Raw genomic sequence first — 21,494 nt, 5'->3', positions numbered from 1 at the left:
TTGCCACCCTGATCCGACATCCCAACGAAGCAAGGCAAGTTGGAAACTTGCCCTACATTTTTAAGGAGCTGTATGAACGACAAAATCGAATCCTTGATCGCGCAATTAACGTTGGAAGAAAAAATCACGCTGCTCGCCGGCGCGGATTTCTGGCACACCGTTGCTATCAAACGCCTGGGCATTCCAGCCATCCGCGTGACCGACGGACCGATCGGCGCGCGCGGCACGAGTATGCAGTCCGGCGTCACCTCGGCGTGTTTTCCGTGCGGCACCGCGCTCGCCTCAACCTGGAATCCAGAGATCGTCCAGCGCGTCGGCGAAGCGCTCGCGGAAGAGACGCGCGCCAAGGGCGCGCACATCCTGCTCGCGCCAACCGTCAACATTCATCGCACGCCGCTGGCGGGACGCAATTTTGAATGTTACTCCGAAGACCCGTACCTGACCGCGCGCATGGCAATTGCGTACATCACCGGCTTGCAGAGCAAGGGCGTCGGCGCGTGCATCAAACACTTTGTTTGCAACGATTCGGAATTCGAGCGCATGTCTATGAGTTCAGAGGTGGACGAACGAACGCTGCGCGAAATTTATCTGCGCCCGTTCGAACTCGCGATTCGTGAAGCGAAACCCTGGTCGGTCATGTCGTCGTACAATCGCATCAACGGCGTGTACGCCAGCGAGAACGCGTACACCTTGCTCGATATTCTAAAGGGCGAATGGGGCTTTGACGGCATCGTCATGTCCGATTGGTTCGGCTCGTACAGTCCGAACGTTGCCCGGGGCGGCTTGGATTTAGAGATGCCTGGTCCCGCGCGTTGGATGGGCGATAAAGTGATGGCAGAATTCAAGCAGGGCAACGTTAGCGAAGACATGCTCAACGACAAGGTTCGCCGGCTGTTGCGTACCGTCGAGCGCGCCGGCGCGTTCGCGCATCCCGAATTGCAGCCAGAGCGCGCGATAGACAAGCCAGAACATCGCGCGATTGCGCGGCAAGCCGCCAGTGAAGCCATCGTTCTGCTCAAGAACGAGCGCGCGGTTTTGCCGCTCGATGCGAGCCGCGTCAAATCTATCGCGGTGATTGGCGAGAACGCCAAGTGGGCATCTATTCGCGGCGGCGGCAGCGTGCGCGTCAATCCGCATTACGTCGTCGCGCCGTTCGACAGCATCGCGCAACGCGCGGGCGATTCGGTGCAGGTCGAGTACGCGATGGGATGCGTCACGCGCAAGAACACGCCGCTGCTCGACACGAGTTGGTTGTCGAATGGTTTGACCTTGCAGTACTTTGGCAATCGCGCGTTGGCGGGCGAGCCGGTGCATACCGAAACAACCCGCAACGCCGAGTTCGTGTGGATTGACGACAACCTGGGATTTGTCAAGGGCGCGGATTTTTCCGTGCGCTTGACCGGCGCGTTCACCACGCCCGCGTGTGGGACGTTTGAATTTAGTTTGGCTGGCGTCGGCAAGAGCCGCTTGTTCATCAACGACACACTGCTCCTCAATTCCTGGGACCGCGCGACGGTGTGGGAAACTCGCGAAGGTAAACCGGTCAAGGGCGACATCGCGTTGGACTCCGGCAAGCCGTACCAGTTGACCGTCGAGTATGTGCCGGAGCCAGGTCCGCGGTGGCGTAATCTGCGAATCGGCTGCGCGATCAAACTGCCGGCGGATTCCATCGCGCAAGCCGCCGCGCTCGCGGCAAAATCGGACGTCGCAATTGTGTTCGTCGGTTTGACGGACGAATGGGAGAGCGAGGGGTTTGATCGCGCAGATATGGAATTGCCCGGCGACCAAGCCGGGTTGATCGAGCAAGTCGCCGCGGCGAATCCGCGCACGATTGTCGTCGTCAATGCCGGGTCGCCGATCACGATGAACTGGCTCGATCGGGTCGCGGGCGTTGTCGAGGCGTGGTACCTGGGTCAAGAGACCGGCAACGCGATTACCGATGTGTTGTTCGGCGACGTGAATCCGTCCGGCAAGTTGCCGACGACGTTCCCGAAACGCTTGCAGGACAACCCGGCGTACATCAATTATCCCGGCGAAAACGGCAAGGTCGCGTACGGTGAAGGAATTTTTGTCGGCTATCGCTACTATGACGCAAAAGATGTTACGCCGCTGTTTCCATTCGGCTATGGTTTGTCGTACACGACGTTCGCATACAGTAATTTGCGCTTGAGCCAGACCGATCTCGGCGCGGGCGAGGCGCTTTTAGTGAGCGTGGATATTCAAAACACCGGCGCGCGCGCGGGCAAAGAGATCGTCCAACTGTACGTGCGCGATGCACAGTCACGCCTCGTGCGTCCGGAAAAAGAGTTAAAAGCGTTCGCCAAGGTCGCGCTCGCGCCGGGCGAAATCAAGACGGTGACGCTCGTGGTGGACGAGAACGCGTTGGCATACTACGACCCGGCGATAAAACGCTGGGTCGCCGAAGCGGGCGAGTTCCAGGTATTGGTCGGCAGTTCGTCGCGCGCGATTCACCTGACGGCAAAGTTCAACTTTCAGGGCGCGGCATCCCAATCGCGCCAATGCGCGCGCTTGCACGCCGGCTTGCCGTTGCGGACGTTGATGGAAGACGCGCAAGGCAGAGCGATTTTGTACAAGTATTTCGCCGCGCAGTTGGCGCACATGCACCTGGACGCGGTGGGCGGGATGACGCTCGAACAAATCGCAACGCACGTTCCCCAGTCATTGCCCGCGCAAGTGCTCGACGTCATCAACGAAAATTTGGCGACGATACAGTAAAAGACCCAACGGGGCGCAGTCCGAAACTGCGCCCCGTTTGATAGTGGCGAAAATTTATTTCTAAAAACGCAAGAGCAAAAAATGAATCGTACGAATGAATGGTTGCTGGCGGGCGATATTGGCGGCACGAAAACCGCGCTCGCGATTTATGCGCGTGAACGCGGTCCGCATCAGCCGCTCGCGCAGGCGACCTTTGCAAGCAAAGACTATGCCTCGATGGAAGCCATCGTCCACCGATTTTTGGCGGACCTGGATTTGAAACCGACGCGCGTGTGTATTGACGTGGCGGGTCCGGTCGTTGACCAGCGCGCACAGGTGACCAACTTGTCCTGGGTAGTGGACGCGCGCAAGTTGAGTGAAATGCTCGGCAATACGCCGGTGTGTTTGCTAAACGATCTCGAAGCCATCGCGCATGCGATTCCCTTTCTGGAATCGGCGGACTGGGAAACGTTGAACGAAGGCGCGCCGGTCGCCCAGGGCGCGCTAGCGGTCATCGCGCCAGGCACGGGATTGGGCGAAGCATTTCTAACCTGGGACGACGATGGATACCGCGCGTGCGCTTCCGAAGGCGGTCACGCCGATTTCGCGCCGACAACCGCGCTCGAACGCGACCTGCTGGAGTACATGCAGGCACGGATGGAACACGTCAGTTACGAACGCGTCGCGTCGGGAATGGGACTGCCGAACGTGTACGCGTTTTTCAAAGACGCGCGGCACATGGACGAGCCGGCCTGGTTGCGCGATGCGCTCGCCGCGGCGAGCGACCCGACGCCCATCATCGTGCAGGCGGCGCTCGAAAGCCAGGTCGCGATTTGCGCGGCAACGCTGAATCTGTTTGTGGCAATCCTGGGAAGCGAAGCAGGGAATCTGGCGTTGCGGATTTTGGCGACGGGCGGCGTGTATCTGGGGGGTGGCATGCCGCCGCGAATCTTGCCGTATCTGAAAGAAAGAACTTTTCTGGAACGATTTACGCGCAAGGGACGCTTTGCGGAATTGCTTCGCCGCGTCCCGGTGCGCGTGATTCTCAATCCGCACGCCGCGCTTATCGGCGCGGCGTGTTATGGCTTGCGCGATTAAAATCAGACTGAACGTGTTCTGTATTTTTCGAGTTCTTCCGTCGTTAATTCATCCGGATGAACAAGTTTGTAATGTTTTTCAGCGGCGACTTTGATGCCTTCATCTGTTTGCTCTAGTTCAAATAATGCAATCAGATTTTCCTCCATGAACTGCGCTGCGATCGGACGGCAAACCAGGTTCGGAAATTTTGCCGCGCACATGGCGATGTCTTGTTCAACTTGCACAATGCCAATTCGATCGGTTCCGCCTTTTGCTTGAATCGGCAAAACATATTGCGCGCCGCGTTTGTCAATGCCAATGTACAGTTCGTCGGTTTCGACTTGCCCCATCCCTGGGACGGTTGTCCTCAAATGGTTTTGCAAAGAATAACAGGCAAGCCTAGTGAAAATATCAACGAGTCGGTTGTAACGTAGTTTTGCCAAGACGGCTTGTTCGTCGTTCAAAGCATATTTGACGATGATCCCAGGTGTGGCATCCGGAATCTTGGTCTCGACCAAATTATCCGATGGCGCGATGGCAGATTGAATGACCAGCACGAATTTGTAGCGTGATCGTCCTGCCGCGCGGATAACCCACTCAAAGCCGGAGGGCGCTTTCGTGATGATGCTGTCCGGCAATTGAGTTCGGTATCGAAAAGAATAGAGCACATCGCCCAGGTTTTTGGGCAAGTCCATCTTCAATTTATCCGCCGCGCGGTTGATATCTGATCTTTCAAATTCAACTTCTGTTGCGCCTTCCTGGTAATGCGTGAAAAAAATGGATTCGATCAGTCGAGTATAGCGATTCTTTTCTTCTGCCATGTCGTTTTTTTCTCCTCGCCAACGTAGAATGACGACTTCTTCGCGCAATTGTTCTTTGGTTGCCGTCGCAAAGCGCGTTCTGAAAAGGTCTGTTCTAACGAGTTCGTATCCAACCGTCTCCGCGATTTCCGCCAGCAATCGTCCGGTGCGAATCATCACACGCAAGTAGGAAGCTTGATCGCCGACGACGTACGCCAACCGCGCACCCGGTTTAAGCAAGGGGCGCAGTTCGATCAAATGGCGCGCCATTGCCGCAAAGTAGAGACTCGTGACTCGACCGTACAGCTTTTCAAAACCGGAATTTTTTCCCAGCGCGATTCGGCGAGTTTCAATCGAATCAACAATCTGCCGAATCTCAGCGGGTGTTTCCACCCATTCGTCGTCGTCGTCGTCTTTGTATACCCCGCGCGTATTCGACCGCACCAGTCTCTTTTTCAGTTCGCGCAAATCTTGTTTGGTTTTGATGTAACCCAAGATGACCGATTCGAGCCGCGTGGTTCGTGTGTAATCTTTTTCATTTGGATACGGCGGCGATGTGATCACGGCATCAATCGAATGAGGCGCGATTCCATTAAATTGGAGATGGCTGACCGCGCGCGCATCCGCATTGTAAACCTGACATTCAGGATAGGATTTGCCAGCGACGCGCCGCAAGTCGTTCGCAATCTTTCCAACTTCGGATAACCAGATTGCAATGACCGGCGCGTCTTGCTTTTTTACACCGACTCCGACCTCGGGTCCGAAACGGAGATTGCCGATCTTGAATACCAACGCGTTTGCCAATGCCAATTCGGCATGGCGATAGAATGGTTCGTTGGCAAATTCACGCAAGCAATCCAAAAGCACCAGAGTTTTGTGTAGTGGCAATGAGCTGATTGAATCTGTTAGCAAAAGTTTAGCCGCATCAGGATTGAGCGTTCTTAGCGTCAAGTTTTTGATTTCGTCTTGAAGAATTTGGTTATCGTCAATTCCTTGTGTCTGCAAAATTTTCGATGCCGCTTCGGCAATATCGTGCGCGCGCACCAACAAAATATCGGGATCAATCGACCAATCTGTTTTGACAGAGCTGGCAATGTAGGCAAACGGATTTGCTTCCAATCCAATCGCATGGATTCCATTCAATTTGGCTTCGACCAATGTTGTGCCAGTTCCACAGAAAGGATCGAGCAATGTGCTTTTTTCATCCAGTCCAAAATCCTGAATGTATTGGCGCACAAGATGGGGAGGAAATGAAAGCACAAACCGGTACCATTCGTGGAATGGACGGTCTTGAGAATCCAGTTTGTTGGCTTTACCGTTGATTTCGGGGATGGAAATTATTTCTGGCTCGGCGACTGCGGGAAACGGCAAAACGGTTTGCTCTAACGATTTCATCTAAACATCATGGCTCTCGAATAATCTGCCAAAAGTATACATTCGTTTCCATCACGAGTCAACGACGATTGAATGTTCTGTCATCAATCGCTGACACAAACGCACGCCCATCATCGCGTCTTGTCCGTAATAGTCCGCGCCAGTGTTCGTGCGAACTTGTTCATCAATTTGTCCGCCGCCGATGATAATCGAAAATTTCGCGCCGGTGCGCTTGGCTTCGCCGCGCAAGAGCGACACCGTCTCGCGCATTTTTTCGTGCGCCGAAGTCAGCAGTGCGGACAATCCGACAATGTCCGGTTTGATCTCGACCGCGCGCGCGGCGAACTCCGTCGGCGCAACGTCCACACCGAGATCAATCACCGTAAAGCCATAGCAACTCAGCAACATCGCGAGCATATTCTTGCCCATGTCGTGAATGTCGCCTTGTACCGTGCCGAGCAACACGCGTCCCGAAGATTGTTGCCGGATGCGATGTTCGAGCAAGGGCTGGACGATCTCGGTCACCTCGCGAAAAATTTCGCCTGCCATGATCAAACCCGCCAAGTAATACTCGCCGCGCTCGTAACGCAAGCCGACCTGGCGCATCCCTTCCTGGCATTCTTCGACAATCTTCAAGGGGTCTTCGCCTTCCGTCAACCGTTGGCGCACGAGATCGAGAACGGCATTCTCCTCCAAGTTAGCCACATGCGCGATCAATGCGGCGCGTTGATCGTTGCTCGGCATTTATCTTTCCTTCCTGGGTTGATCCATTCCGTCCAATCGTGGAATGCCCACGCCGGTCGTAAAGCGCAAGCGCGTGCTATGGCAGACGAACCAACCCCAACTGACCGGACGCTCTTTGAGATCGTAGAAAAGATGCTCGATGCAAAACGCCGCGGCGGGTGTGGCGACCTCCAACAGGCGCGCCTCCTCGTCGTTGAGGATCGTCGCTTCGATGCCGAGTTCGCCGCGCTTGAGCAGAGTTTCGCCGATGCCGGTAAACAATCCTTGGAGCGACGTCACTTCCATTTCCGCTTCGACGACCGGGCGCGCGGGATCGTACACCACGTACTCGCGATGATAAAACGCCGGTTGGTTTTCGATCGTCAAGAGGCGACGAATATAGACGACGCGTTGCCCCAGCGCGATATCGAGTTTGCGCGCGGTGCGTTCATCCGCCGTGACGACGCGCGCTTCAAGCAGTTTGACGTTGGTCTGTGGTTTGTTGCTGAACAGACTTTGCAATTCTTTGAGTCCGAATGTCGCCGTGCTTAATTCGACGCCGCGCACGAATGTGCCGCGTCCTTGCGCGGTGCTGATAACTCCCTGGTCGGCGAGGAGGTTGATCGCGCGGCGCACCGTCATCGGGCTGACATCAAAGCGACCGACGAGTTGCGATTCGGAAGGCAACTGGTCGCCGGGCTGAAACACACCGGTCGCCACTTGTCGGCGCAAGATATTGGCGAGCTGGGCATACGCCGGCTCATATGAATCGCGATCAATACGCCCGCTTAGATTCCGCGCGGTGAGTGGTTTCCCTTTTCTAGTCATTTTGCAATACTCGGTTGCCCATCCATCCTTGCGAAGGTTGCAAAAACGCATTTCAATTTCAACACCTTCGCCAAAATCATAAATTCATCCGCGAATAACGCGAATGAATTTAAAAATTAGCAGAGATTCGCGTTATTCGCGGATAAAAAAACGGGTGAAAACGATTTGGCGAAGGTATTGAATTTAAGACACCGCTCGAACCATCGCAAGGATGTGTAGTTGTCATATCTGTAGGATATTCACAAAAACGAAAATGTCAATACGCTTTCTCATCAAAAAACACTTGAATAATAGCCAATTTGACAACTTCCCTATATAAGTGTATAATCGGGGTGGATTCAAGACAATGGCGACTAGGAATCTCTCTAGCACTCGTGTAATCGCTTGCGCGACGGTCATCGAGGAGATGCTCCCCTTTCTCCCCGGTGATGTCTCGTATGATATCCTCGAATTCGGTCTTCACCTTCACCCCAACGATCTGAAGAACACATTGCAAAAAAAGATCGAGCAAGTCAGTCCGCACGCCGATATGGTGTTGCTGGGTTACGGCTTGTGCTCGATGGCGGTGATCGGTCTCCGCGCGACCACTGCCACGCTCGTCGTGCCGCGCACCGACGATTGTATCGCGATTTTTCTGGGATCGTGCGCGGCGTACAAAGAGCAGATCAACCGCGAACCGGGAACGTACTATCTCACGAAAGGTTGGATCGAGGTCGGCGATAGTCCGTTCGAAGAGTACAAACGCCTCGCCGAAAAATATGGCGCGACCAAAGCAAAGCGCATGATCAATCTGATGCTCAAGAATTACACGCGGCTTGGTTTTATCAATACCGGACAATTCGAGCTCGAACGATATCGCCAATACGCGCGCAACACCGCCGAGCAGTTCGGACTGCGCTTTGAAGAAATCGAAGGGTCGCCCGCGCTCGTCAAGAAAATGATCTTTGGACCCTGGGATGACGAGTTCGTCGTCGTGCCGCCCGGGCAAACGATTTTGTACGAACACTTTTTCCCTCCCGCGCGCGATTAAATCAAGGGGACGCAGACGAACGCAGATTTTATTCTTATCCGCGTTCATCCGCGCTCATCCGCGTCCCAATTCCGAAGGAGCGGTAGATGAAAATTATTGGCGAAAAAATTAACGGCACTCGCGCCCAGGTTAAGAAAGCGATTGCCGAACGGAATGCTGAATTCATTCAGAACCTGGCAAAGAAACAAGTCGGAGGCGGCGCGCATTGGCTCGATGTCAACGCGGGCACACCGCCCGATCGCGAGCCGGACGACCTGGTGTGGCTTATCCAACTCGCGCAAGACGCGGTGGATGTGCCGCTCTGCCTGGACAGCGCGAATCCCAACGCGTTGCGCGTCGCGATGAAGCACGTCAAAAAGACGCCGATGATCAACTCGATCAGTGGCGAACAAACGCGCTTGAGTGGCATCCTGCCCATCGTCGCCGAGTTCGGCTGTGAAGTCATCGCGCTGTGCATGGACGACAAGGGCATTCCGCCGACGGTTGCCGCGCGGCTCGACGTGATCCGCAACGTGTTCGCGGCAACGCGCCGCGCCGGCGTGCCCGACGAGAAAGTGTACGTGGATCCGTTGGCGATGACGATTGCGACGAACACCGAAGCGAGCCGTATCACCTTCAACACGATGCGCGCGATCCGCGCGGGATTTCCGCAAGCGCACATTTCTTGCGGGTTGAGCAATGTATCGTTTGGCTTGCCGGTGCGCGCGTTGATCAATCGAACTTTTCTGGCGCTCGCGCTCGATGCCGGCATGGATACCGCGATTATTGATCCGAACGACCGCGAACTGCAAGCGACGATGCTCGCCGCCAATCTTTTGCTGGGTCGCGACAAGCACTGTTTGAACTATACGCGCGCGTATCGCGCGGGATTATTGGAAAACAAACCGAGTTAAACGTGGGTGCGCGAGAATCAAGCGCCCAAGTCACTTTCAAAGGAGAAGGGTATGTCAGAAAAACTGGTCAACGCGATTGCGGACATGCAGGAAGAAGAGGTCCTTGCGCTCACCCAGCAATTGTTGGAAAATGGGACCGACCCCATGACCATTCTCGACGATTGCCGGCTCGCGATGGAAATTGTCGGCAAACGATTTGAGGAAGGCAAGTATTTCATCCCAGAGTTGATCCTCGCCGGCGAGATGCTCAAGTCCATCTCCGCCGTGGTCAAGCCGCGCGTCACCGGCGCCGCGGAAACCGCCAAGCAAGGCGCGAAGGTGTTGGTCGGCACCGTCAAGGGCGACATTCACGACATCGGCAAAGACATTGTCGTGTTCATGCTCGACGTGAATGGTTTTGAAGTGAAAGACCTGGGTGTGGATGTGCCTATCGAAAAATTCATCAGCGAAGTCAAGAGTTACCAACCCAGCATCGTCGCGCTCAGCGGTTTTCTCACGCTGGCGTACACTTCGATGAAAGAAACGGTGGACGCGATCAAAGCGGCGGGGTTGCGCAACGATGTCAAGATCATGATCGGCGGTGGCACAGTGGACGATCAGGTACGCCAGTATGCCGGGGCGGATGCCTTCGGCAAAGATGCGATGGAAGCGGTCGTGCTCGCCAAGCAGTGGGCAGGAGGAAAGTAAAATGGCAACGAATTCTTTTCAAGACGCAGATGTCGGCAAAAGTCCTCAGCAACTTTTTGCCGAGCGCGCCAAGCGCATTCAGGATGCTTTGCAACTCAAGCAACCCGACCGTATCCCGATTCAACTCGGCATGGGTTACATGCTGGCGGAGATGGGCGGCATCACGCGGCAAGAGCAACACGAGAACGGCGCGAAAGAATTGGAATTGCTGGAAAAGGCGGCGTTGCACTTTCAACCCGACAGCATCATGGGCGTGTTCAATAATCCCGCGCCCGGTCTGGTGGTGGGCGACCGCATGACCAAGTTCCCAGGTCATGGTTTGGATCCGAATGGCTCGTTCCAGTTCGTCGAAGGCGAGTACATGAAGGCGGAAGATTACGACGCCTTTCTCGACGACCCCGCCGATTGGAGCATTCGCAAGTATTGGCCCCGCGTCTTCCCACGACTGGAAGGGCTAGCCGTCCTCCCGCCGCTAGGTATGGCGGCGTTCGGTCATTATAGTTTGTTCAACCTGGGAGTGTTCAAAGCGCCGCCCGTCGTCCAGGCACTGCAAACGCTTGCCAAAGCGATCGAAGCGCAAGCAGCCGGCGATGCGCGTGCCGTCCGCGGGGTTCAGCGCATGATCGAACTGGGATTCGCGCCGCCCACGTTCATGGGTTCGCTGATCGAAGCGCCGTTCGATTTCATGTCCGACACCTTGCGCGGGATGCGCGGCATTTTTCTCGACATGCACCGCCGACCGGAAAAATTGCTCGCGGCGCAAGAAAAGGTCTTGCGCTTTGAGCTCGAATTCGCGATCAACTGGAGTCGCGCGACTGGCATCAACGTCGCGTTCATTCCGCTGCATCGCGGCTCGGACGGATTCATGTCGCTCCCGCAGTTTGAAAAATTCTATTGGCCCCAATTGAAAGCAATGATGGTGGGCTTGGTCAACGCGGGCATCCAGCCCTTTGTCTTTTACGAAGGGGTTTGGAATCAACGCCTGAAATATCTGGCAGAGTTGCCCAAAGGTAAGACCGCGGGCTTGTTCCAGTCCAGTGACATTTTCAAGGTCAAGGAAATCGTCGGCGATACGATGTGCATTATGGGCGGCATGCCTAACTCGTTGTTGCAAGCTGGTACCGCAGACCAAGTGCGCGATCTGACCAAGAAACTGTGCCAGATCGTCGGCAAAGGCGGCGGCTATATTATGAGCGTCGGCGTCGGCGAGATGGAAGGTTGCAGACCAGACCTCGTCAAAGTTTGGGTAGATGCGACGAAAGAGTACGGCGTGTACTAATTTTGCGCGGTTCGCAAAATAGCATACAATTCGTTCTGGGCGCATAGCGCATTGCAACTTGTTCTGCACTATGCGCCCGCGTTTTACCTCAACTGGAGTTCTAGAAAGCGATGACGGCTTTTCAAATAGATTTCGAGCCGGTGGGACGTCGCGGTGAATGTCCCCATGACCAATCCTTGCTCGATTGCGCGCGCCAACTTGCCGTTGACCTGGTCAACGTGTGCGGTGGCATGGGCAGTTGCGAACGCTGCAAAGTCCAGGTTGTGTCTGGGCAAGTCTCTCTACCCACCGTTGACGAAAAAAATATTTTGACCCCGCGCGAATTGGAGCGAGGTTATCGCCTCGCGTGCCAAACGTTTCCACAAAGTGATGTCAAGTTGCGCGTTCCCCCGGAATCACTCACCGCCCCGCAACGTACCCAGCTCGAAGGATTGCAAGTTGAAATTCAACCCGACCCGCCGATCCGTACTTTCGATATTCAACTCACCCCACCTACGCTCGAAAACCCACGTGCGGACGACCTGGGTCTCTGGTCGGCGTTAGCCGGCGAGCATCACGTCGAACCTGGGACGATTGATTACCATGTCTTGCAAACGCTCTCGCCACACTTGCGCGATTTGAATTGGCGCGTTCGCGTTGGATTACGCGGAAACGAAATCGTCGCGGTGAGCGCGCCGGCGACGCGTTGGCTCGGTCTCGCAGTGGACATTGGCACGACCAAGATCGCGGGCTATCTCTTGGATTTGGAAACTGGACAGACGCTCGCATCCCAGGGCTTGATGAATCCGCAAATTTCGTACGGCGAGGATGTGGTCACGCGCATTGGCATCGCGTGTCAAGGAGCTGCTCAAGCCGCGCGCATGCAAAAGTTGCTCACCGACGCGTTGAGTCAGTTAGCCGCGGATTTGTGCGCGACGATCAGCGCGAATCCAAGCGAGATTGTCGAAGCGGTCGTCGTCGGCAACACCGCGATTCACCATCTCTTTTTGCGCTTGCCGGTGCAACAACTGGGATTCGCGCCGTACGTGCCAGCCACACGCGCCGCGCTCGATGTCAAGGCGCGCGACCTGGATTTGAACATTGCGCCGGGCGCGTACGTGCATTTGCTCCCCAACATCGCCGGTTACGTCGGCGCGGATCACGTCGCGATGATCTTGGCGACGCGTCTCGCCGAATTGAAAGGCGTCGTGCTCGCGCTCGACATCGGCACCAACACCGAGATTTGTCTGAACCATCGCGGCAAGATGACGAGCGTGTCATGCGCGTCGGGTCCGGCATTCGAAGGCGCGCACATCAAATTCGGAATGCGCGCCGCGCCAGGCGCAATCGAGCATCTGTTGTTGACGAAAGAAAAATTAGAGTATCAAACGATTGGCGGCGTCGCACCAGTCGGGGTGTGCGGGTCGGGATTGCTGGACGCGGTCGCGCAATTGCGCTTGAATGGGATACTGGATCGGCAAGGTCGTATGGGCGATCACGCGCGCGTCCGCGTTCAGAGTGGGATGCGCGAATTTGTGATTGTGAGCGAGGAAGAACGTCAAGGACTGGACGCGCTCACGATCTCGCAAAAAGATGTACGCGAATTGCAATTGGCGAAGGGCGCGATCCGCATGGGGATTCAGGCGTTGGTTGCCGACGCGGGTCTCACCGAAAACGACATCGAGCAAGTCATCATCGCCGGCGCATTCGGCACCTTCATTGACGTGTCGAGCGCGGTCACGATTGGGATGTTGCCGCGATTACCTTTGGAGCGGTTCAAACAAGTCGGCAATGCGGCAGGCACGGGCGCGCGCCTCGCGCTCATCTCGCGCGAACAGCGCGCATTGGCGAAGCAAATCGCGCAGCGCGATGCGTACATCGAGTTGGCGAGTGTTCCCGGTTTTCAACGCAAGTACGCCGAAGCGACGTACCTGGAATAAACGAGTCTTCGAAATCGTTCTTGCGCCGCGATGCGCTCGCCCAACCCATTGAACATTATTATTCGCGCGATTTGCGCGGATGCGCGAATGAACACGCGGACGCGAGTTGCCGCACACCTTCGCGAATCTCGCGCGCGTTGACCGCCGCGTAACCGAGCACCAGTCCACCGCGCGCCAAACGCGCGAGCGCATAATCGGACAGCGCCGGTGTTTCGACATTATGCTTCGCCGCGCGTCGCGAAATCACGCGATCATCCACGCCTTTCGGCAAGCGCGCCAGCACGTGCAACCCCGCTTCTTCCGACGTAATCTCCAGTAGCCCACCCAGTTCGCGCGCGACAGCGTCCACCAACGCCGCGCGTCGTTCCGCGTACAACGTTCGCATGTGCCGTACGTGCCGCGCGAAAAATCCCTCCGCGATAAAATCGGCGAGCACGGCTTGATCGAGCGTCGGCGATTGACGATCCGCCATCGCGCGCGCGGCGACGAACGCGTCCACCAAGTTCGGCGGCACGACCAGGTAACCCAGGCGCAATGCGGGAAACAGCACCTTGCTGAACGTGCCGATGTAGATCACTCGCTGCGCGTTGTCCAATCCTTGCAACGCGGTGAGCGGTCGCCCCGCGTACCGATATTCGCTATCGTAATCATCCTCCAAAATCCAGGCATTCGAATGCGTTGCCCACTCCAACAAAGTCAGTCGGCGCGCCAGACTCATCGTCACACCGAGCGGATATTGATGCGACGGTGTGACGTACGCCAGGCGCGCGTCGGCGTTTTTCGCAACGCCGACTTCCACGCGCAATCCCTCCGCGTCCACGGGCACCGGGACTAGCCGCGCGCCCGCCGCAAGCAATGCGCCGCGCGCGCCGCGATAACCTGGGTCTTCGATCCACGCGATATCGCCGGAGTCGAGGAGCAAGCGCGCGGCGAGATCAAGCGCCTGTTGCGAACCGGCGACGACGATCACTTGCTCCGGATCGCACCGCACGCCGCGCGATGCGCCAAGGTACGCGGCGATAGATTCGCGCAACGGACGATAACCCGCCGGTTCGCCGTACCCGAGCGCGTCGCGCGGCAGATCGCGCCAACGTTTGTGCGCGAGCCGCCGCCACATCGCAAAGGGGAATTCGTCGAGTGCGGGGATGCCGGGACGGAACGCGCGCGGCTTGTCGCTATCCTGCCAATCGCGCGCCGGCGCGGACGCCATGATCGCGCCGCGCTTGGATAGTGTGGCGCGCGCCAACATCGCGCGCGAAGGCGCACTGCTTTGCGCGCGTACTTGCAGGACCTGATCGGGCAAGGCGTGGCTGACGTACGTCCCGCTGCCAACCTTGCCCTCGATGTAGCCCTCCGCCAAAAGTTGTTCGAACGCGTTGACGACCGTGTTCCGCGAGACGCCCAGTTCCGCCGCGAGCGCGCGCGTCGGCGGAAGCCGCACGCCAGGCGCGAGCCGATGTGTAAGAATCGCGTGACTCAAACGATAATAGAGTTGACGGTGCAACGCGGTGGGCGTGCCGCGTTCGAGATCCAATGCCGCGAGCGTAAGAAATGCCGCGCGTTTTGCCATAACGCCCTCCAAAAAGTGGTACCTTCAATTTAGCGAAAAATGGCACTTGTGTCAAGACCACTTTTAGGTTACATTATGGCGCATGAAAACAATTTCCTTAGCCCAAGTCAAACGCCAAGACCGCGCTGTCGAGGATGAAGCATGGATTCGGGCGATGCTCCATCGCGCGGCAATCGGGATCATGGCGACCGCCCACGAGGGTCAGCCGTACATCTCCGCCCGGCACTATGTTTTCGACGAAACCGCGGACGCGATCTACATGCACGGCGCGCCCGCCGGGCGCACGCGCACCGATGTTGAGGACAACCCGCGCGTCTGTTTCAGCGTCAACGAGATTGGGCGACAATTGCCCGCGCCGACTGCATTCGCCATGAGCAGCGAGTACGCGAGCGTCGTCGTGTTCGGACGCGCGTCGGTCGTCGCCGATGAAGCGGAAGCCGCGCACGCGTTGCAGTTGCTCCTCGAAAAATATTTTGCACATCTCGAGTACGGCATGGATTATCGTTCCATTTCGCCGCAAGAATTGGCGCGCACTGCCGTGTATCGCATCGAGATCGAGCAATGGAGCGGCAAGCGGAAACAAGTCGCCGAAGATTTTCCGGGCGCGTTTTGGTACGACGCGGCGCATGCTTCGTCCAGCGCGAATTCGTAAATCGAAAATCAAAAATAGGAGCACCCATGTTTGCCTGGTTCATATTATTCTTGCTTGGCGCGATCTGGGGCGCATCGTTCTTGTTCATCAAAGTCGGCGTCGCCGAGATTCCGCCGTTCACCTTCGTCCTGGGACGAACGTTGATCGCCGCGACCGTCTTGTTCGGCGTGATGCGATTTCGCCGCGAAGCGTTCCCGCGCACGCGCGCATTATGGACGACGTTCATCGCGCTAGGAATTTTGAACGGCGTGATTCCGTACACGCTGATCACCTGGGGCGAAACGCACATCACGAGCGGCTTGGCATCCATCTTGAACGCGGCGATGCCCTTGTTCACCGTTTTGCTCGCGCATTATTGGACGCACGACGAACGCATGACGATGCCCAAGATGCTTGGCGTGTTGGTCGGATTTGTCGGGGTCGTCATTGTTTTCCTGCCGGAATTGCGCGGGGGAATTCAAATCGAATTCTGGGGACAGCTGGCAGTCGTCGGCGCGGCGTTGAGTTACGCGGTTGCAACGATCATGGCGCGGCGCACCTTGCGCGGCGTGTCGCCAGTGCTTGCCGCCGCGGGGCAACTTGGCACGGCGGCAATGTGGATGGTGATACCCAGCATAGTCATTGATCGTCCGTGGACGTTGCGTCCAACGTTGCCTGCGCTCGGCGCATTGGTCACGCTGGCAATCCTCGGCACCGCAGTCGCGTATATTTTGTACTACTGGCTCGTCAATCACACCGGCGCGACGCGCACGTCGCTGGTCACATATCTGTTGCCGATCTTCGGCGTGATGTGGGGCGCGGTGTTGTTGCGCGAACCGATTGCATGGGAAGCGATCCTGGGATTGAGTCTTATCCTGGCAGGGGTGATCTTGGTGAATCGCAAATTTGCGCCACAAACGAAAATCGTGGGCGCGATGGTCGAGTCGAGTGACTAGAGTGGCTACCTGAGTTTCGCCATCGCGCGCACCGGGAAGGTGCCGACGCCTTTCCACTTGGGCGGCACCGCGCTAAATGTGAATCCTTCGTCGGGCAATTCGCCCAGGTTGCACAAGTGCTCGACGATCAGAATGTCCGATGCCAACAAAATCGAATGAACGGGGCGGGACTTGACCTGGCTCGTGTTGTCAATGTTCATCGAATCAATGCCAACCAGTTTGACGCCGCATGTTTGCAAATACACCGCCGCATCCTCGGTCACGTAGGGATGATTTTGAAAATACGCGTCGGTGTTCCAATGAACATCCCAGCCCGTGTGGACCAAGACCGCCTTGCCGCGCAGTTCCTTGTCTTGGAAGAACGTCGCGTCCACCGCTAACGAGTTACGATAATCCGCGCGGACAACGATGCCTTCGAGGTCGGCGAACGCCTCTAGCCCCATTTGCGATAAATCCTTGCCGTCCGCGTACCGGTGAAACGGACAATCCACGTACGTGCCGGTGTTCGTCACCATTTCGATTTTGCCGATTTGAAATTCGGTCCCCGGCGCGTACACCGCGCGCGATTTTTCGCGGCTCAAATAATCGCAGATGATCGGCGCGGGCAACCCCTTGTACGTGACCAGACCATCCTCGATGGTGTGACTCAGATCAATGAACTTGATGCGTTTGTCCATGAATGCGATTTCCCTTTCATCGCGAATGTTAGTCCGTACCAGCAACCGCTTTCAAAAACGCGGTGACGAGCGGATGGGGTTTCTCGGGCGTGGAGCGCGCCTGGGGCACAAACAGTGTGCCCAGAAAAAATGGATGGTCCGGCAACTCGATCACCCGAACCGCTCCCTCCGAATCGGACCCTGTGACGCGCAGTGAGCCGCTCGTCAAGAATTGCATCTTGTCGGGGTTCACGCCAAAGTTGCAGTAATACTCTTCGATGGCGGATCGCGCACCATAGAACGCCGCCACATGCGAATCCGCGCCAAAATTCAATTTCATCGCGCGTCCAACTAGTGAGCACTCTAGCCGTGAGATGAACAGATTGGACGCGTAGGGATCGTACTCGGCATGTTGCGCGTCCTGGAAACCCAGGGCGTTACGCGCGTACTCGATGATCATGTGTTGAAAGCCGCCGCACGTGCCCAGGCAAGGGATGCGGTTCTCCCGCGCGTGTTGAATCGCCCAGAGCGCCCTGTCCATGTTTTTGTATGGACTGCCGGGCGCGACCCAGATTCCGGAATAGCGCGCGAAAAGAGAAGGTGCGATATCCTCGGTCGAGACCCATTCGCCGGCGACGCCGATGCCGAGCGTGTCACACGAATGTTGAGTCGCCGCGTTCGTCGCGCGATGTGTTTTCGATGTCAGCGTGAATTCTCCCAGTAAAGCAACGTACTTCATCTGCAAGTTCCTTTATTGGCAATTTTGGAAAATTGCCCCACGATTTTACATGCCGGCATTGTCAAGCGCCTGGGCGAGATCGGCAATAATATCGTCGGCATCCTCGATGCCAACCGACATTCGCACCAAGCCCTCGCCGATGCCGACCTGGGCGCGTTCTGCCGGTGTCAGTCCGCGGTGCGACGACGATGCCGGATGCAAGACCAGCGTGTAAATATCGCCCAGCGTCGTCGCGGGCAGACATAGTTCGAGCGCCTCCATGAAACGGAATGCCTTGGCGCGATCCGCCCCAACAATTTCGAACGACACCATTCCGCCAAAGCCGCGTGCGCCAAAAAGTTTTTGCGCCAACGCGTGTTGAGCATGATTCGACAATCCAGGATAATTAATCCACGCGACCTTCGGATGCTGGGTGAGCCATTCCGCGATGCGCGCCGCGTTCGCGCACTGCTGGCGCATTCGCAACGGCAACGTCTTGACGCCGCGCAATGCCAGCCACGCCTCGAACGGACCGAGCACTCCGCCGACGAGTTTGTTCAACTCGTACAGCGTACTTTTATTTTTATTCGCCGTCACCACCACGCCTGCCATCACATCGCCATGTCCGCCAATGTACTTGGTCGCGCTGTGCACGACATAGTCCGCGCCGTGCGCGATGGGATTGCACAAGTACGGCGAGCCGAACGTATTGTCGATCAGACACTGCGCGCCATAGCGATGCGCCAAATCCGCGAGCGCCGGGATGTCAGCCACTTTGAGCAAGGGATTCGAAATCGTTTCCGCCCACAGCGCAACAGGACGCGTTTCAGCCAGCGCCGCTTCAACCGATGCCAGGTCGGTCACATCCACCCATCGCGCGGTCGCGCCCAATTGCGAAAAGAGACGTTGCAGTAAGGTGAAGGTCGCGCCGTACACATCCATCGCGCCGACCACGGTCGTTCCCGCGCGCACGCCCGCGGCTAACAACGCGGCATGAACCGCCGCCATTCCCGAAGCGTAGGCGTGCGCCGCTTCGCCGGCTTCGAGTTCCGCGATCGCTTGCTCAAATGCGGCGACGGTTGGACTGCCGTAACGCGGATAGACGTATCCTTCACGCGTCGTCGCAAAGATCGCGTCCAAATCGTCCATGCTTTCGTACACAAAACCGACCGTCGGGTGAATGGGTGTGGCAACCGGTGTATAGTCACCCTGGAGCGCACGTTCGCCCGCGTGCACGGCGCGTGTGACAAATCCCTTGCGGCGTAATTCTTTCATCGAGTTCCTCCTCGAATTGTTTTAAAAACCTATTTCAGCATCATTTGCGAGGAGTGCAGCGACGAAGCAATCACTCCTCCCAACCCTCCCCTTAGCAAGGGAGGGCTAGGGTGGGGTTGGGGATTGCTTCGGGCAAGGACCACCCTTGCAATGACACCTGGGTAGTTACGAACGCGACCGCTCGACCTCGACGCGATTGTCGTGAAAGACCGCGCCTTCCATATCCGAATCGCGTTCCGCGACGGTGGCGTTCGCGTTGGAGGGGTGGCTATTCAACTTGACCCAGTAGCCCTTGGGACTCATCGCCAACCCAGGACGAATGACATCGCTCACTTGTACCATCGCGTAGAACTCGCCGCGATCATTGAAGATGCGCGCGTGATCGCCATGCGATAACTTGCGATGCGCGGCATCCGTGGGATGGAGAATCACGCGAATCGGTCCGGCTTGTCTTGCCAGGTCGGGTTTGTTCGCGAACGTGCTGTTTAAGAAATAGTGCGACGCCGGGGTGATGAGGATTAACGGATAGCGCATTGCCAATTCCGCATCTACAACTTCCTGGGATGGGATAAAAGTCGGCAAGGGATCGAATCCGTCATTCGCCGCTTTCTTCGAGTAGAACTCGATCTTGCTCGACGGCGTTGGAAAACCGAGCGGGTATGCGTGAGTTGGTTGTGGATAATTCAAACGCGCCCATCCCTGCTCCTTGAGTTTTTCCAAAGTAATTCCGTGGAGCGAGGGATGCTCCGTGTCGAGGAACGCGCGCGCCAGGTCTTCGTCGCTATCGTAAAGGTACGAATCGGTTAGTCCCATTTGTCGCGCCAAACGACGAAGGATTTCGGTGTTGGCAAGACATTCGCCGGGCGGCGCCACTGCTGGCTCGTTCCACATCACATAGAGATGTCCGTACGCGTTAAGAATATCCGCGTGTTCGGGCTGCATTGTGGAGGGCAACACGAGATCCGCGTAATCCGCGGTATCGGTTTGAAAGTGGTCAACGACGACTGTGAACAGGTCCTCGCGCGTCAATCCCCGGCGAATCTGGTTTTGATCGGGATTGCTCGCGGCGGGATTCGCGCACAAGATCAGAAGCGCCATCACCGCCGGGTTCGCGACCTCGAGCAGACTCTCGCCGAGACGCGACATCATGAGCACGCGCGTCTTGGCTGGTCGCAGATCGGGACGAAAGAGGCGCGCGAAATTTCCCTGGCAATAATCGCCGGTCGAGTACACCGCGCCGCCGCCCCGGTATTGCCAATCGCCGGTCACACCTGGGATGGTCATGATCGTTCGCAGAGCCATGCCGCCGCCGGCGTGACGTTGCATGCCCATTTTGGTGAGGATGCTCGTCGGTCTGGTTGTGGCGAGACGTTCGCCCAGCGCGCGAATTTTTTCTTCCGCGATGCCGGTGATCCGCGCGACGCGTTCCGGCGGATATTCCGCGATGCGTTCGCGATAATGATCCCAGCCGAGCGTGTTCTGTTCGATGAACGCGCGATCCTCCGCGCCCAGCGTGACGACGAGGTTCAAGAGTCCGAGCGCAAGCGCGGCGTCCGTCCCAGGAATGATGGAGATATGTTCGTCGGCTTGATCGGCGGTGCGCGTGCGGATCGGATCAATCACGACGACATACGCGCCCTGGGTGCGCGCTTGGTTAATAAAGCGCCAAACATGGTTGTGACTCGTGAGCGGATTCGTGCCCCAGAGCATGATCAACTTGGAATGACGACATTCTTCCGGATCCATGCCATCGCGCGACCCCATCGTGTAGATCGTGCCCAGACTTCCCGCGCGCGAGCAGATATTTCCCAGGTGAACCGACGCGCCGAGCGTATTCCACAATCGTTGACCCACGCCCGCCTCGCCTTGGAGAAATCCCATATTGCCGGTTCCAACGTACGGCAAAATCGCTTCGCCGCCGTGTTGCGCGATGATCGCGTTCAATCGTTCCGCCATCTCGCCCAGCGCCTCGTCCCAGGTGATGCGCGCGAATCGTCCTTCACCCTTGCGACCGACGCGCCGCAACGGATAAAGCAATCGGTCGGGCGCAGACACATGCTCCAAGTAGTTGTTCATCTTGGCGCACAGACTGCCGCGCGTGAACGGATGATCGCGCGCGCCGCGCAACGCGACGGCGTGACCATCCTCGACGGTTATTTCCCAACTGCACGTATCGGGGCAATCCAGCGGACATGCGCCTCGGACTGTGCGTTGATTATTCGCAGACATGGCTCACCTCACTGATTCATCTCGGTTTACGTGATCCAGAGTTTACACATCTCGCAAACAATTTGCAAACGCGCCTGTCGGTGGGGTCACTCCGCCGGTGAGCGCGGCAGTGATAATCAATTTATCCAACGAAA

At 57.0% G+C, this 21,494-nt stretch carries 17 protein-coding genes and 1 pseudogene; 9 read left to right on the top strand and 9 right to left on the bottom strand.

The window, feature by feature from the left end:
* Window positions 1-72: 72 nt before the first annotated feature.
* Window positions 73-2,736: a glycoside hydrolase family 3 C-terminal domain-containing protein gene (locus tag HY868_17385; GenBank protein MBI5303913.1), complete on the top strand. Its 2,664-nt coding sequence runs from the start codon at window positions 73-75 to the stop codon at window positions 2,734-2,736.
* Between the two features lie 81 nt (window positions 2,737-2,817).
* On the top strand, window positions 2,818-3,813 hold the full coding sequence (glk, locus tag HY868_17380; protein ID MBI5303912.1) for a glucokinase: 996 nt from the start codon (window positions 2,818-2,820) through the stop codon (window positions 3,811-3,813).
* Window positions 3,814-3,815: 2 nt separating this feature from the next.
* Here the strand turns inward: glk and HY868_17375 are convergent, their stop codons facing one another.
* The 4 genes and pseudogenes from HY868_17375 to HY868_17360 all read right to left on the bottom strand — a co-directional run bounded on the left by HY868_17375 (window position 3,816) and on the right by HY868_17360 (window position 7,517).
* Window positions 3,816-4,613, bottom strand: coding sequence for an endonuclease (locus tag HY868_17375; protein MBI5303911.1), 798 nt, complete (start codon window positions 4,611-4,613; stop codon window positions 3,816-3,818).
* Between the two features lie 9 nt (window positions 4,614-4,622).
* A pseudogene (locus HY868_17370) lies at window positions 4,623-5,987 on the bottom strand (DNA methyltransferase).
* A 51-nt stretch (window positions 5,988-6,038) separates the two neighbouring features.
* On the bottom strand, window positions 6,039-6,710 hold the full coding sequence (locus HY868_17365; protein ID MBI5303910.1) for a cobalamin B12-binding domain-containing protein: 672 nt from the start codon (window positions 6,708-6,710) through the stop codon (window positions 6,039-6,041).
* Window positions 6,711-7,517, bottom strand: coding sequence for a GntR family transcriptional regulator (locus HY868_17360; protein ID MBI5303909.1), 807 nt, complete (start codon window positions 7,515-7,517; stop codon window positions 6,711-6,713).
* Between the two features lie 406 nt (window positions 7,518-7,923).
* Here HY868_17360 and HY868_17355 point away from each other — a divergent pair, with 406 nt between their 5' ends.
* The 5 genes from HY868_17355 (at window position 7,924) to HY868_17335 (ending at window position 13,325) form a co-directional block, all read left to right on the top strand.
* Entirely contained in the window at window positions 7,924-8,547 is a 624-nt protein-coding gene (locus HY868_17355) for a DUF1638 domain-containing protein (protein MBI5303908.1), read from the top strand.
* Window positions 8,548-8,633: 86 nt separating this feature from the next.
* Entirely contained in the window at window positions 8,634-9,440 is an 807-nt protein-coding gene (locus HY868_17350; GenBank protein MBI5303907.1) for a dihydropteroate synthase, read from the top strand.
* A 51-nt stretch (window positions 9,441-9,491) separates the two neighbouring features.
* Window positions 9,492-10,127, top strand: a complete 636-nt coding sequence (locus HY868_17345) for a cobalamin B12-binding domain-containing protein (protein ID MBI5303906.1) — start codon at window positions 9,492-9,494, stop codon at window positions 10,125-10,127.
* A gap of 1 nt (window position 10,128) precedes the next feature.
* Entirely contained in the window at window positions 10,129-11,406 is a 1,278-nt protein-coding gene (locus HY868_17340) for a hypothetical protein (GenBank protein MBI5303905.1), read from the top strand.
* Window positions 11,407-11,516: 110 nt separating this feature from the next.
* Window positions 11,517-13,325 carry a DUF4445 domain-containing protein gene (locus HY868_17335; GenBank protein MBI5303904.1) on the top strand — a complete coding sequence of 603 codons (1,809 nt, stop codon included), beginning with the start codon at window positions 11,517-11,519 and terminating at the stop codon, window positions 13,323-13,325.
* Between the two features lie 58 nt (window positions 13,326-13,383).
* Here the strand turns inward: HY868_17335 and HY868_17330 are convergent, their stop codons facing one another.
* Window positions 13,384-14,895, bottom strand: coding sequence for a PLP-dependent aminotransferase family protein (locus HY868_17330; GenBank protein MBI5303903.1), 1,512 nt, complete (start codon window positions 14,893-14,895; stop codon window positions 13,384-13,386).
* An 82-nt stretch (window positions 14,896-14,977) separates the two neighbouring features.
* Between HY868_17330 and HY868_17325 the strand changes: the two genes are divergently transcribed.
* Both HY868_17325 and HY868_17320 read left to right on the top strand, forming a co-directional pair.
* The gene (locus tag HY868_17325) at window positions 14,978-15,547 is read left to right on the top strand and encodes a pyridoxamine 5'-phosphate oxidase family protein (protein ID MBI5303902.1); all 570 of its coding nucleotides are present in this window, start codon (window positions 14,978-14,980) and stop codon (window positions 15,545-15,547) included.
* 26 nt (window positions 15,548-15,573) lie between these two features.
* A complete protein-coding gene (locus HY868_17320) occupies window positions 15,574-16,482 on the top strand; it encodes an EamA family transporter (GenBank protein ID MBI5303901.1) in 909 nt (302 codons plus the stop codon).
* A gap of 5 nt (window positions 16,483-16,487) precedes the next feature.
* Here HY868_17320 and HY868_17315 read toward each other — a convergent pair whose 3' ends face one another.
* The 4 genes from HY868_17315 to HY868_17300 all read right to left on the bottom strand — a co-directional run bounded on the left by HY868_17315 (window position 16,488) and on the right by HY868_17300 (window position 21,360).
* The gene (locus HY868_17315; GenBank protein MBI5303900.1) at window positions 16,488-17,159 is read right to left on the bottom strand and encodes a cyclase family protein; all 672 of its coding nucleotides are present in this window, start codon (window positions 17,157-17,159) and stop codon (window positions 16,488-16,490) included.
* A 28-nt stretch (window positions 17,160-17,187) separates the two neighbouring features.
* Window positions 17,188-17,877 carry a CTP synthase gene (locus HY868_17310; protein MBI5303899.1) on the bottom strand — a complete coding sequence of 230 codons (690 nt, stop codon included), beginning with the start codon at window positions 17,875-17,877 and terminating at the stop codon, window positions 17,188-17,190.
* 45 nt (window positions 17,878-17,922) lie between these two features.
* Window positions 17,923-19,131 carry an aminotransferase class I/II-fold pyridoxal phosphate-dependent enzyme gene (locus HY868_17305; protein MBI5303898.1) on the bottom strand — a complete coding sequence of 403 codons (1,209 nt, stop codon included), beginning with the start codon at window positions 19,129-19,131 and terminating at the stop codon, window positions 17,923-17,925.
* A gap of 165 nt (window positions 19,132-19,296) precedes the next feature.
* Window positions 19,297-21,360 carry a molybdopterin-dependent oxidoreductase gene (locus HY868_17300; GenBank protein MBI5303897.1) on the bottom strand — a complete coding sequence of 688 codons (2,064 nt, stop codon included), beginning with the start codon at window positions 21,358-21,360 and terminating at the stop codon, window positions 19,297-19,299.
* Window positions 21,361-21,494: the final 134 nt, after the last annotated feature.

The sequence above is a fragment of the Chloroflexota bacterium genome (genome assembly GCA_016219275.1).
Taxonomy (GTDB): Bacteria; Chloroflexota; Anaerolineae; order UBA4142; family UBA4142; genus JACRBM01.
This window is presented reverse-complemented; position numbering and strand designations above follow the sequence as displayed.